Origin of the sequence: Clostridium manihotivorum (genome assembly GCF_004015185.1) — a bacterium.
Taxonomy (GTDB): domain Bacteria; phylum Bacillota; class Clostridia; order Clostridiales; family Clostridiaceae; genus Clostridium_AR; species Clostridium_AR manihotivorum.
In genome coordinates this window covers 2,934,573-2,947,787 of sequence record NZ_CP025746.1, presented here as the reverse complement: position 1 = coordinate 2,947,787, position 13,215 = coordinate 2,934,573, and the positions used below count along the sequence as shown (strand labels likewise).

The following is a 13,215-nucleotide window of genomic DNA, read 5'->3' as shown; positions in this document are numbered from 1 at the left end:
AAGTAGTTTATTTCATATCTACACTATAAATAAAGTGTTAAATAATCATATACATATAAAAACTAATAATCAAAAGGAGGGTCTGGAATACCTTTCTTAGCTACAGTCTCTATATTGCTATAAAATAGAAAACTATTATCTCTTAATCAATGGAAATGCGATAACTTCTCTTATTGTACTAGTTTCCGTTAGGAACATTATCATTCTGTCAATTCCTATACCAAGACCTCCTGTAGGTGGCATTGCGGTGTCAATAGCCACTGCAAATTCTTCATCCATAGGACTTGCTGTTTCAAGTCCAGCCCTTAACTTTGAAGCCTGGTCTTGAAGTAGTATTCTTTGTCTTAATGGGTCATTAAGTTCTGAATAAGCATTGCCAAGCTCCACTCCATAAGCATATGGTTCAAATCTTTCAATCAACTCTGGGTTCTCTCTGTGGACCTTACATAGTGGTGATGACTCTTTAGGAAAGTCTATTACAAAAGTTGGTTGAATTAACTTCTTCTCTGAATACGCTTCGAATAATGTAACTATTAACTCACCTTTTGAAGCTGTTTCTAGGTTAAGCCCTTCTTTTTGCTCTTCTTCTAATAGCCCTTTTTCTAAGATCTCCCTAACAATTTGTTCTTTAGTAAGATTGTCAACATCAATATTGGTATCTTGCTTTACAAGATCACACATCTTTTCTCTTCTCCATGGAGCCTTAAAATCAATTTTCACACCTTCATAAGTTATCTCTGTTGATCCATTGACTTTATTAAAAACATACTCATACATGTTTTCCATAAGTTCCATCATATCATTATAATCAGCATAGGACATATAACACTCAAACAAGCTGAATTCTGGATAATGGGTTCTGTCTATGCCTTCATTTCTAAAAGCTCTTGCGAAAGTATAAACCCTCTCTATTCCACCAACAATTAATCTCTTTAAGTATAACTCTGGAGATACATTCATATAAACCTCACAATCTAATGCATTGACAAAAGTTGTGAAAGGTTTTGCCTCTCCTCCGCCATACTTAGTATCTAGTATTGGGGTATCCACTTCAATGAACTCTTTTGCTGCTAGGTATTCTCTTATTGCTGCTATCGCTCTAGAACGGTTTATAAACCTTTTCTTAACCTCATCATTCATTATCATGTCTAAAGATCTATGACGCTGCTTCAAATCTGCATCCTGAATACCATGATATTTATCTGGAAGTGTTCTAATAGACTTTGATAGCAATTCAAACTTTGTAGCTCTAATTGTTATCTCACCAGTTTGTGTCCTAAATACCGTACCTTCTACGCCTATGATATCTCCTATATCTATAAGCTTTAATATATTATATGCTTCAGCACCAAGTATTTTTTTACTAAAAAACACTTGTATATTGCCCTTCTCATCTGTGATATTAGCGAAAGTCGCATTGCCCATCCTTCTTATAAGCATTAGTCTTCCAGCTAAGTTGAACTCTTGTTCTTCTGCTATATTTTCAAAATTATCTATAATATCCTTTGTATGAGTTGTTGCTTTATAGCTATATGGATAAGGATTAATTCCTGCTTCCTCTAATTTATTTAATTTTTTAATTCTCTCTATAACATATTCGTTATAATCAGGCATTACCTTTTCCAAGTTTTGTACTTCTTCGAATTCTTTATACATCTTCGTTACCACCTTTTTTTATTTTGCATCTTATTCCACTCAAATCCATTGTACCTGTAGTTTTTACTAATTTTTTTGCAAATAAAAAAACTCTCACCTCCAAGATTACTAATCTTGAGGACGAAAGTTATAAATTCGTGGTACCACCTCAGTTTATTTATATGTTGCCATATAAACCTCTTCAAGTACATAGTTAAATATACTCTATAACTTTAACGGGTTATACCGTCGCAGCCTACCTCTAATACTAGACTCAGTGCGAAACTCTGAGACCTTCTTCAATAAACAATTCCTCACTCATTCTCACCAAATAGAGCTCTCTGTACATTCCTTAGTTTATTTACTCTTCTCTTCATAGTCTTTATTTTATTATATATATTATTTTTCCAATTTGTAAACACTTTTTTTACTGTATATGGAATTATAATTTTTTATGTTAGCTAAACCTAGCAATATCAAGGCTTTAGAACAGCTATTTAGGGTAAACAGTAAAAAAACAATTTATATTCGCCTGCCAGATTTTCCTCATATTCATTCGGAAAGGCAGATGCGCAAAAAAAGCTCACTTAAGAAAGGTCGCAATTTAAATTATCTATTCATACCGATCTACAAGGTTTTGCACATATACTTTTATTTCTATATGCTAATGTATTAAATAATTGTGTGTGAGCCTTTTAATGCTTTTAATTTATCTTTAGGAAGCCACCCTGATTCAGTATCGTCTAAGCTTATACACCATATCCAGCCATTTAGTTCAATTGTTCCTTTAACAGTACTTCCCTTCTCTACATTAAACTCTTTAGCTGAATAATCTTCTAAAAATACACCTTCTTCGTTTTCTATCTGAATTATCTGCTCAGGTGCCCAGCCTTCGCTAGTTCCATCCATGGTGCAACAATAGGCCCAGTTTATCCAGCCATCACCCCAATTAGACCTTCTAACTACCTTAATTCTTGTCCCCCTTTTAACTATAAGTGGGTTGTTATTTTCGTACCTATGTTCTTCAATAACCTCAAATCTCATTTAATTTCTCCCCCTTTATTAATTAACTAATAATTCAAAAAATTATAAAACTGAAATATTCATTTTTCTAAACTGACACAGCACTATAATCGATACATCTTTCAATTCATATATTATTCACAAAATCAATAATTATCTTCCCCATTAAAGTTAATTATAGCTAAATTAAACTAATATACCAATATTTTAATGCTACTTTCTATCATTTAGTCTAAATTGAACAAATGGACATGTATGTATCTTGATGCTATTATTGGAAAATAACTTATATTTTGTCGCTTAACTTGTAATATTTTAACTTTGAAAGGGATGCAGCAATGAGAGAATTATTAAATTCAATTAAGAAAAAACAGAAAACCGCTCTAAACTCTATGAGTAATTATTTCAAAGGCACTCTTATAATGCCTAAAATTACACTTACATTATTAATTTTAGCAATAGCACTTTCACTTCCCTTTGGTTGTATTAATGGAAAAACTAGCCTAGTTTATGCTTTTGTAATCTTTGTACTAGCCTTATTAATAATGTTAATTTTATCATTAGTATTTAGGCTGACTAGATCAATACTTTCACAAGTAGCAAGACCTTTAATGCCAATAATATTTGTAACCTTTATTATATTAATGCTTTATTTGAACTCTGTACTTTATGTAAGTCTATTACTTTCTGTAGTGATTTCTATTATAGCAATATTTGTAGAAACAATCTTAGGACTATCAATTGGAGTATTAGTTAAAAAGAGATTCAAAGACATAATATCGTGGATACTTTTGATAGCTACCTTTTCTTTAAATATAGGTTTAGTTTCTTACCTTAGAAGTCCTGGAGATGAAGATACAAGCATGAATAAGTATATTTCCTCCATAAAAACAAAAAACTTAGAACTTAATGCTGATGACCCTTCTAAAAATGGAACTTACTCTGTAAAAACCTTATACTACGGTAGTGGTAAAGATAAGAACAGAAATGAATATGGTAAAGACGTAAATATTAAGACAAATTCAGTAGATCTATCACCTTTTCTTGAGAATTATAAAGGCTTAACCTCCTCACTAAGGACCCTTTACTGGGGCTTCGATGATAAGTCCATGCCTGTAAATGGTAGGGTTTGGTACCCTGAAGGAAATGGCAAATTTCCACTGGTTCTTATGGTGCATGGTAATCACATGATGGAAGAATATTCTGATGAAGGTTATAGCTATCTTGGAAAATTACTAGCTAGCCGTGGCTACATTGCAGTATCAATAGATGAAAACTTCCTTAACATGGGTATGTTTATGGATATAGGTAAGTAAAACGATGGTAGAGCTTACTTAATGCTAAAGCATTTAGATGCATGGTCCTCATTTAACTCAGATAAATCTAATCCTTTTTATGAAAAAGTTGATATGGATAACATAGCTTTAATGGGACACTCTAGAGGGGGCGATGCAGTCACTACCGCTGCACTGTTTAATACTCTTACAAAATCCCCAGATAATTCAGATATATCTTTTAAGTTTAATTATAAAATAAAATCTGTTATAGCAATTGCTCCATCTTATGGACAATATAGACCAGCAGACAAATTCACAAAGATAAAAAATGTGAACTATCTACTACTACAAGGTGCAAACGATGATGATGTTTCTAACTTCTCAGGAAGATGGCAATACAATAACGTTTCCTTTGATAAGGATACTGACTACTTTAAATCTTTACTTTATATATATAAAGCAAACCATGGTCAGTTCAATACAGTATGGGGAGACACAGATATCCCTGGAACCATAGGTGGATGGCTATTAGATAGAAAGCCATTACTTAAAGCTTCAGAACAGCAAGAGGTTGCCAAAGTGTATATATCTGCTTTCTTAGAAACAACATTAAAAAATAATCAAAGCTATAAGCCTATGTTTGAAAACTACCAATATGCAAGTAAATGGCTTCCAAAATCAGCCTATATCAATGATTATCAAGACTCAAAGTTTAAAACAATTAGTAATTTTGAAGAAGATCAAGATTTAACTACAGGAAGCCTAAAAGGTGTTACTTTATCCGGTAGAAACTTATCTTACTCAGAAAAAAATCAAGGTTTCAAAAATCCTAATAATGCTTTTCAAGACAACTCAGTTTTGAGTATTAATCTAAAGAAAGCCGATAGTTCTTATAAAATTGATTTATCTGAAGATGTCTTAAAGACCTTACAGCTAAAGACAGATTCAAAATTATCTCTTTCAGTGGCTTCCAATGATGAAGCTAGCTATAAAAAAGGTAGCTTTGACTCTAAATACTTTACAATAAAAGCCACAGATAAAAACGGAAACTCAGCTATAGTAAAACTTGAAAACTACAACATACTTCACCCTTCTATTGGAGTGAAGATGAGCAAGCTATATTTCTTTACTAAAGGAAGATTCGGAGGGGACTTTGAACCAGTGCTTCAAGTATTTAATATTCCTCTAAAGGATTTTAAGGCTGCCAATAGCAATTTTAATACTGATAACTTAAAATCAATTGAATTTGTTTTCGATAAAGACAAGCAGGGCAACTTAATGATTGACGATATAGGAATAGAGTAAGAAGTTATAGATGTACCACTTGGTAACAAAATTTATATTTTCAAAAACTCCTCTCAGAACCAAGAGGAGTTTTGAAAATAGACTTTAGGTCGAAGTCGTACATCTTTACTTTCCTAACAAAACTGGATTTTATAATTAAATATTTCTATAAAAGGCTGTTGAACACTATCAACAGCCTTTTATAGTATAATTATTATAATTTATGTTTTATATTCATACCTCTACATTTATCCATATTGAAATTGTTATAATCTTTATCTATTTTTCACTGGAATAAACATGTGAGTAATATTCAAAATTTCAGCTAATCTAATTAATATGCTATTTAAAAACAACATATTGTCCTTCATACTCAGCAAAAACTTTGTTTTCCTTACAACACTTAACTTTAAGTGTCAGTCTTGCTTTATTATGCTTTTGGTAAGTTTGAAAGAACCTTTCTTTTTCAGCCTCATCATATAGCTCGCATTCTGCAGAAAAATCAAAATCTATTGGTGCCTTATAATTAATATTACTCTTTTGAATAACTATATGAGCTTCCTCATCCACAGCTTTTATATTAGCGAAAACCATTGCCCAGCCACATACTGTCATCAAGGAGTTTATACTGCCACCAAAGGCTGTGGCCTTATGATTCGTATTAGGTTCAAGCTTTGCTGCTAATTTAACTTTAGTACTGGTAAATTCCTCTACTGTAAATCCCATTTTCTCCGTTATGGGAATATGATCATATAAGAACTGTTCAAACTCCTGTCTATTCATAGTCTCCTCCAAACTTTCTAAAAATCTATCAAGAATATATTTTTCATTGCCTTCATAATCTAAAGTGTATTTTTAGATATCACATATCAAAGGATAAACTATAACACTCGCCTTATTAAGCTTATCCTTATTACTTGCATTAGGTTCAAGTTCACTGACTTCTCAGTTTTACTATTACTCAACTACTTCGCCCGATATAACAACTTTCCCATTATCAGGACATCTAACTTCAAATTTCTTAGCTTTAACATTTCCATAATCTAATGTACCTCCATTTAGTAAGGTATAAACATTGGGATATATGCTGTTCCAAAGTTCATGGCAGATTGGCGGACAAAGGTCTTCAACCAAAAAAATGTCTCCTTTTTTATGATACCCACTTCTACAGTGGCTTTCTTTTATTGTTAATTTAACCTTGCACATACAAACTCTCCTTTACATAAAGACAATTAACCTTATACAAACTTATCATATGTAAATTTTGACATATCTAATTTTGCATTTCAACCTTTATCCATTTTAACTTATTCTCTGCTCCATTCTTGTCATAAGTTTATTAAAATAAAATGTGTTTTAAAAATAAGTATTTAATGAATAAAAATATCTGATTTCCTTCATTTAATTTAGTAGGACTATAGAGCACATAGTAAATAAATTGCTATAGTCTATGTATTTTATTAGAAAATACTTTATAAAAATGTTAATATAAATCATAGATAAATTTTAAAAATGAATTAATAATAATTGAATTATTCAAATAGCTTCATTATTTATATTTAAATCAGAACATCCTATACTATATCTAAACTTTTTACTAACTAAAAATTTAGTAAAAATATATACTTACATACATGTTTAATTGGGATTATCTATAGGGAACCTATACGAAAACTTACTTTATACTTGTTATAAAATCGTGGCTTCTGGCGATTTTATGGCATGTATAAAGTAATAGTTGAAGTTGGTTCCCTATATAGGGTTTCTATATCGAAACTTAACTTATACTTGTTCGAAAATCCCGGTTTCTGGGGATTATCAGCCATGCAAATATTAATAATAAAAATAATCGCAGCAAATTCTGCTTGTATTAAAGAGGAGTAATATGAATATAAATGTTGTAATTAATCAAATGGTACAATTATTTCTTATTTTAGGACTAGGATATTTTCTTAATAAGATAAAAATTTTTGATGATATCCTGAATCAAAAACTTAATAAATTATTGCTTAACGTAACCACTCCTGCATTGGTTCTGGCTTCAGTAAGCTCAATTAAGCAAAACAGTAATACTAATGAAGCATTATTTGTTCTCTTAGTATCAATAATAATATTTACCCTACTTCCAATAATAAGTTTTGCTTTAGTTAAAATAATGAGAATCCCCCGCCACCAAAGAGGTTTATATATGTTTATGACTGTATTTTCAAATGTTGGTTTCATGGGTTTTCCAGTTATGAAAGCAATTTTTGGTAATGAAGCTGTATTTTATACCTCAATGTTTAATATGATATTTAATATATGGGTGTTTACTTTTGGAATTATGCTTATTAATTATGGTACAAGTAACAAGGTATCCTTAAGTCCTAAAAGTCTTCTTTCACCTGGAATAATATCTTCAATCATTGCAATAATAATCTATTTTTTAAGAATTCCAGTACATCCCATATTAAAGTCCTCCTTTGACATGGTAGGTAACATAACAACTCCAGTGGCAATGATGCTTATTGGTTCGACTTTAGCCAAACTTAACCTTAAAGAAGTATTTACAGAATTGAGGATTTACCCTTATACAATTATAAAACAGATATTGATTCCTTTAGTTTCCTACCCTATTCTAAGATACTTTATAGCAAGTCCATTGGTTTTAGGTGTAGCACTTATCAACCTAGCTATGCCTGTAGGAAACATAGCTGTACTCTTTGCCAATCAATACGACGGTGATGTAGAGCTTGCTGCTAAGTCAGTATTTATAACTACACTACTGTCTGTTTTTACAATTCCATTGATTGTAGCTATATTCCTAACCTGATTAAAAATGAAGCTTTACTTATAACTTTTCCAATTTGCCATATGTTCTTAATTTAGTAATTGTAAATATACTTTTATTATGAAGTTACAGATTTTAAACTCATTTCTAATTTTTATAATAAAATTTAAAAATATAATTTTTGTTATAAGCTGCTAGATTTATTTATACTCTACTAACCTGGTAAAAGTAAAGGAGGACATATTTATGAGCGAAAAGAAAAAGGCTGCAATAGTTATATACCCACAGTTTAGTAATTATGAGATAAGCATAATCTCAGCAATTTTTAGAGCTTTTGCAAAAGAAATTATTGTTTTCTCTGCAGATAGAAGCGTTGTTGACAGTGAGGAAGGCTTTCACTTTATCCCAGATAAAACCTTATCAGAATTTGTATTAGAGGATTATGACTGCTTGATCTTACCTGGAATGTGGTGCTTTCCAGATGTGTTAAAGGACTCAAGGTATATTGATTTCTTTACTCAATTTAAAGATAAAAATGGCATAGTAATTGGGAGCATATCTAGCTCCCCTATTCTACTAGCGAAAGCTGGAGTCCTTAATGGTAGAAAGTTTTGTGCTGGTTTATTTGAAGAGGATATAGATCACTATGACTTTATTAATAAGGAAAATATAATAAGAGCTCCACTTGTAATTGATAGAAATATTATTACGGCCATGGGTTCTGCCTATAGGGAATTTGCAATAGAAATTGGACGCAAATTAAACTTTAACTGCGGAGAAGAGTGGTTTAGCGGCATCAGAAAGCCCATAAGATCTGAAGACTATATCTTCTATAGAAATCATAAATAATAAAATAGAAATCTGAAATTCAAGCTTTCTAAAGCTATTATGTTGCAAGGTTTAGATAGAAGAACTTTTTATTCTTTCTCATACAATAAAAAATCCAGGAGCATACTTAGTATCTAAATTAAGCATGTTCCTCAAATGCTTTTAAGCTATTTCTACTGTAAATTTCTACTCAGTATAACCATAGTAACCTTTTAATTAAAACAGCTTAAAATATAAGGTAAACATATTTATTTACTATATTTTTAACATGTTATCCCTATAATAAACATGTCTAAAAGATTTTAATCACAATTACCTATCTTTTTTGTTTCAAACTCAATTATCTTTTTATCCAATCTTTCAAAAAGTATTTGAGAGTCACCGATTATAGTCTTTTCTTCTAGTTTAATTTCCTTCCAAATTGAGCTATTTACTCCGAACCAGCTTTTGACCTTTTCTGAAGATTGAGGTAGGAATGGATTAAGTATGTTAGCTATATTTATTATTGAATACAAACAGTTATATAATGTGTTACAGCACTTATTCATATCAGAGTTTATTGTAATCCAAGGTGCATTTTCATCAAAATACTTATTTATACTTCTTATAAACTCAAAGATGTCTTCAAGCGCTATTTTTAAATTACCTTTCTCTATACACTTGCCTATTCTGTCATATAAAGTCTTTATGCTATCCTCTATTTCTGTATCTATCTCGCCTTTAGGTACTGTGCTTTCAAAATATTTCTTTGTAAAAACTAAAGCTCTATTTACAAGGTTGCCATAGGCTCCTAATAGTTCACCATTATTACTATTGACAAATTCTCTCCAGGAAAAGTCTGTATCTCTCTTTTCAGGAGCATTTATCAAGAAGAAATATCTTAATTCATCACTGTTATATCTATCAATAATATCTGGAACCCACACAGCATAATTTTTGCTGGTTGATATTTTTTTGCCTTCTAAGGTTAGATACTCACTGGAAATAATTCTATCAGGTAACTTTTCATAACCAATGCCTTTTATTAAAGCTGGTAAAATAATCGAGTGAAAAGGAATATTATCTTTTCCATGGACATAATAAGATAAAGCTTCTTCATTCCAAAAACATTGATAATTTTTATTATTTTCTAGCGCCCACCTTCTACTGACAGTAAGATAACCTAATACAGCATCAATCCATACATAAACCTTTTTATCCTTAAAGCCTTCTATTGGGATATCTACGCCTAAGGACAAATCTCTTGAAATAGCTCTATCACAAAGTCCTTCATCTAGATATCTCTCAGTATTATTCACTGCATTAATTCTCCAATTGTTCTTATTCCTTTCTAGGTTTTCTCTAATTGGATTTTCAAAACTTGATAAAGCAAAGTACAATTGTTTGGCATTTTTCACTATGGGTTCGCTGTTACAAAGTTTACAGCTTCTTTCAGATAAATCTAAGGGATCAAGAAGTGTACCACAATTGTCACACTGATCACCTCTTGCAATAGCATTACATTTAGGGCATCTTCCTTCTACATACCTATCAGGTAAAAATTGATTGCAGCTCTCACAATATAGTTGCTGTACTGTTTTTTCATATATAAAATTCTTCTCATAAAGTAAACTAATTATATCTTTAACCTCTTGTTTATGAAACTCCTCATCAGTCCTTGAGTAGTAATCATAAGAAAAGTTAAGCTTATCAAAACAATACTGAAACTCCTTATGGTATTTATCAGCTATAGCTTTTGGTGGAACCTTCTCTTTTTTTGCTCTTATAGCTATTGGCGTTCCATGACAATCACTTCCTGAAACATAAAGTACATTATCTCCTTTCGCTCTATAATATCTTGCTATTACATCTCCTGGCAACAATGCGGCAATATGCCCAATATGCAATGAACCATTGGCGTAAGGCCAAGCTCCTCCAATAAAAACATTCATAAATAACTCCTCCTAATTAATCTTTCATTATAAATTTTAATAAAATTACTTTTTTTAATAGTTAAATAGAGTATTAAAAGTCGATGAGCTCAACTTCTCCAATTAACTTTTTTGCACATCTGCTTTCTTACTAAACTACGTTAAAGGTTTGCTTTCATGAAGGATTTTTAAACAAAAAAAACTCTCATTCCTAAGAAATTAATCTTAGGAACGAGAGTAAAACTTCGTGTTACCATCCTATTTCACATATACCTCACAGCATATGCCTCTTCAAGTACGTCATAAATCTATGATTATACTCTATCACTATAACGGGTGATTCCGTTGCAGCCTAAATTAAAATCTCGGTGCACTGCTCCAAGGCCATTTTCACTTTAATATCCTTTGCGCCCTCTCACCAAACGGCAACTCTCTGTATAAGTGTTTTCAAAGCTACTTTCCTTTTCATTGCATTTTAATAGATTATACTCTTCAAATCAGTATTTGTCAAAAGTTTTACTTTATTAACTATCTTTAACAATTACAACATTACAACTACATAAATTTATATTCTTCATATAGATTAATACTTTCAAATTCTTCTCTAGAAAATATACAAACTTTAAAATTATTTTTAAGTTAAACTGAAAAAGCTTTAATAAAATTGCATTTTATTTAGGAATGAAAATAAAATTGAACATTCCAATGAATAATAAATATACTATACTGTATCATTTTTTAGGAGATAATTTATGGAAAATAATATTTCGGTGCGTCGTTCTGGAAATACAGCTTTAGACTTGGCATTGATAGAAAAAGAAAAAATTGCGGCCTTTACTATTATATTGGGATACACAATTCTTATAATATCAGCTAATAAAGAAAGAAATATCCTAATTCAAAGAGAGCAAGGTATTGAACCACAAAATGAGTCAGAGCCAACTAGATTAGTGGTGCTCTCCAGCATAATGACACTACTTGCCAACATCTTACTAGGTGATATAGCATATTCTAGACTTAGAGAGCTAGAGAAAAATATTAGCTCAGGAGAAAGTAAATTTTCCATTATTCCTAACCTAAACATAACAAGAGGTTACTCTATTATAATATTAGGAAATATACTTAAGACAATTGGAGTTATTCAAAGAGCACAAGAACAAGCTCAAATAACAGTACTTTAACTAAATACCTTCTAATCTAAAATAAAATTTGTGCCACAACTAGTTGCACAAATTTTATTATATTAACTTAACTTATCATATATTATAAGAATATTATTATAGCGACTAAAAAAACCTTTACAAATCCTTTAGCTATAAATCTTGCTATTAGAATTCGAAAAGGCCATTATAGGGTTCCTTTACGAAAACTTAATTTATACTTGTTCGATAATCCCGGTTTCTGGGGATTATCGGTAATGTATAAATTAATAGTTGAAGTTGGCCCCCTATAGTCTATTTCCTACTAATATTTAATTAATCAATAATGTCATCCAGCAGCTTAATATGCTTGTCAATCTTGAATAAACAGCAGCCTAAAAATCCTATAATCCCTATTAGAACATATATCAGTGCATTTCCTGCACCGCTTCCTTTTCCTACAAACATTGAAAGTACTTGTTGTAGTGATGAAGGTGTATTCATAAAGGGTTTAAGAACTTTATCTGTAGAAAATCCACCGATAAGATAACCTAAAGGAATAGTAAAATATTGCAGGGTGTTTCTTGCTGAAAACACTCTTCCTTGCAATTCTACTGGTACTTTAGTTCTCATAAAGTACTCTACATTAGCCGTTAGAAATGGAACCATGCTGTTTCCTAAAAACACAGCCACAGTCCATACATAGTAACTTCTCCCTATTCCAAGCATAGTATTGCAAACCAGGAAGGAAAACAGCATTGAGTTAATTATTATAGGAACTCTTTTTTTAGGCTCCTTCATTATGGTTACTAATAAACTTCCTACAATACCAGCGATTCCTATAGCTCCAAGTACAATACCAAGCTCATACTTATTGTTACCATTTCTAGATAACACCATTGGTGTAAAGTTTGAATTGTAAATAGCCGCGATGAGATTTACAAAAGCCATATATATTATAAGATGCAATATATCTTTTCTATTAAAAATGTAAATAACTCCTTGCTTACAACTATCTATAACTCCTAATTTCCTTTGCTGTTTTTCTATAACCTTGTTTGGAATATGAACAAAAATCAGCAATGATAGAAAAGCAAATATAAATGTACATAAATCAGTAAAAATAATTGCCTCAATTTTTAGTACTGTATATAATCAGGAATATAAGAATGTTTTAATCATCTCTGATCTAACATTCCATTTTTGTAATAAATCCCTTATACTTTTGGAAACGATTAATCTTCATATAATTAAAGCTGCAAAGTCAAAATCAATAGTTTACTACTCCATGCAATTACTATCCATAATGACTTTGCATGGAGATATTACAATACAAAACTTCATGATTT

The 13,215-nt window shown here is 30.9% G+C and carries 11 protein-coding genes and 2 other annotated features; of the genes, 5 read left to right on the top strand and 6 right to left on the bottom strand.

From position 1 onward, the window contains the following. Positions 1 to 135: 135 nt before the first annotated feature. Together lysS and C1I91_RS13315 are read right to left on the bottom strand one after the other, a co-directional pair. A complete protein-coding gene (lysS, locus tag C1I91_RS13320; RefSeq protein ID WP_128213324.1) occupies positions 136 to 1,656 on the bottom strand; it encodes a lysine--tRNA ligase in 1,521 nt (506 codons plus the stop codon). A gap of 113 nt (positions 1,657 to 1,769) precedes the next feature. Next, positions 1,770 to 2,021 (bottom strand) — a binding site (T-box leader). Between the two features lie 286 nt (positions 2,022 to 2,307). Then, a complete protein-coding gene (locus C1I91_RS13315; protein WP_128213323.1) occupies positions 2,308 to 2,679 on the bottom strand; it encodes an SH3 domain-containing protein in 372 nt (123 codons plus the stop codon). Positions 2,680 to 2,996: 317 nt separating this feature from the next. On the opposite strand from C1I91_RS13315, the gene C1I91_RS13310 reads away from it, so the two are divergent. Further along, positions 2,997 to 3,974 carry a mechanosensitive ion channel family protein gene (locus C1I91_RS13310; RefSeq protein WP_128213322.1) on the top strand — a complete coding sequence of 326 codons (978 nt, stop codon included), beginning with the start codon at positions 2,997 to 2,999 and terminating at the stop codon, positions 3,972 to 3,974. A gap of 21 nt (positions 3,975 to 3,995) precedes the next feature. Beyond that, complete coding sequence (locus tag C1I91_RS13305) at positions 3,996 to 5,240, top strand: alpha/beta hydrolase family protein (RefSeq protein WP_128213321.1); 1,245 nt, start codon at positions 3,996 to 3,998, stop codon at positions 5,238 to 5,240. 321 nt (positions 5,241 to 5,561) lie between these two features. Here the strand turns inward: C1I91_RS13305 and C1I91_RS13300 are convergent, their stop codons facing one another. Continuing rightward, positions 5,562 to 6,002: a YiiD C-terminal domain-containing protein gene (locus C1I91_RS13300; protein ID WP_128213320.1), complete on the bottom strand. Its 441-nt coding sequence runs from the start codon at positions 6,000 to 6,002 to the stop codon at positions 5,562 to 5,564. Between the two features lie 174 nt (positions 6,003 to 6,176). Next, positions 6,177 to 6,425 (bottom strand): TIGR04076 family protein, encoded by a 249-nt coding sequence (locus tag C1I91_RS13295; RefSeq protein WP_128213319.1) that lies wholly within the window; start codon positions 6,423 to 6,425, stop codon positions 6,177 to 6,179. A gap of 679 nt (positions 6,426 to 7,104) precedes the next feature. On the opposite strand from C1I91_RS13295, the gene C1I91_RS13290 reads away from it, so the two are divergent. Both C1I91_RS13290 and C1I91_RS13285 read left to right on the top strand, forming a co-directional pair. Then, positions 7,105 to 8,031, top strand: coding sequence for an AEC family transporter (locus C1I91_RS13290; protein ID WP_128213318.1), 927 nt, complete (start codon positions 7,105 to 7,107; stop codon positions 8,029 to 8,031). 204 nt (positions 8,032 to 8,235) lie between these two features. Further along, the gene (locus C1I91_RS13285; RefSeq protein WP_128213317.1) at positions 8,236 to 8,838 is read left to right on the top strand and encodes a DJ-1/PfpI family protein; all 603 of its coding nucleotides are present in this window, start codon (positions 8,236 to 8,238) and stop codon (positions 8,836 to 8,838) included. Between the two features lie 281 nt (positions 8,839 to 9,119). Here the strand turns inward: C1I91_RS13285 and metG are convergent, their stop codons facing one another. Beyond that, a complete protein-coding gene (metG, locus tag C1I91_RS13280; RefSeq protein ID WP_128213316.1) occupies positions 9,120 to 10,748 on the bottom strand; it encodes a methionine--tRNA ligase in 1,629 nt (542 codons plus the stop codon). Between the two features lie 203 nt (positions 10,749 to 10,951). Next, positions 10,952 to 11,205 (bottom strand) — a binding site (T-box leader). A 274-nt stretch (positions 11,206 to 11,479) separates the two neighbouring features. Here metG and C1I91_RS13275 point away from each other — a divergent pair. Next, positions 11,480 to 11,908: a hypothetical protein gene (locus tag C1I91_RS13275; protein WP_128213315.1), complete on the top strand. Its 429-nt coding sequence runs from the start codon at positions 11,480 to 11,482 to the stop codon at positions 11,906 to 11,908. Between the two features lie 294 nt (positions 11,909 to 12,202). Here the strand turns inward: C1I91_RS13275 and C1I91_RS13270 are convergent, their stop codons facing one another. Further along, on the bottom strand, positions 12,203 to 12,949 hold the full coding sequence (locus C1I91_RS13270) for an MFS transporter (RefSeq protein ID WP_164880530.1): 747 nt from the start codon (positions 12,947 to 12,949) through the stop codon (positions 12,203 to 12,205). Positions 12,950 to 13,215: the final 266 nt, after the last annotated feature.

Bases quoted from the DNA above. Each gene is read 5' to 3' on its own strand.
- C1I91_RS13305 (WP_128213321.1), top strand. From the start codon at position 3,996: ATGCTAAAGCATTTAGATGCATGGTCCTCATTTAACTCAGATAAATCT.
- C1I91_RS13295 (WP_128213319.1), bottom strand. From the start codon at position 6,425: ATGTGCAAGGTTAAATTAACAATAAAAGAAAGCCACTGTAGAAGTGGG.
- lysS (WP_128213324.1), bottom strand. From the start codon at position 1,656: ATGTATAAAGAATTCGAAGAAGTACAAAACTTGGAAAAGGTAATGCCT.
- metG (WP_128213316.1), bottom strand. From the start codon at position 10,748: ATGAATGTTTTTATTGGAGGAGCTTGGCCTTACGCCAATGGTTCATTG.
- C1I91_RS13315 (WP_128213323.1), bottom strand. From the start codon at position 2,679: ATGAGATTTGAGGTTATTGAAGAACATAGGTACGAAAATAACAACCCA.
- C1I91_RS13310 (WP_128213322.1), top strand. From the start codon at position 2,997: ATGAGAGAATTATTAAATTCAATTAAGAAAAAACAGAAAACCGCTCTA.
- C1I91_RS13275 (WP_128213315.1), top strand. From the start codon at position 11,480: ATGGAAAATAATATTTCGGTGCGTCGTTCTGGAAATACAGCTTTAGAC.
- C1I91_RS13285 (WP_128213317.1), top strand. From the start codon at position 8,236: ATGAGCGAAAAGAAAAAGGCTGCAATAGTTATATACCCACAGTTTAGT.
- C1I91_RS13290 (WP_128213318.1), top strand. From the start codon at position 7,105: ATGAATATAAATGTTGTAATTAATCAAATGGTACAATTATTTCTTATT.
- C1I91_RS13300 (WP_128213320.1), bottom strand. From the start codon at position 6,002: ATGAATAGACAGGAGTTTGAACAGTTCTTATATGATCATATTCCCATA.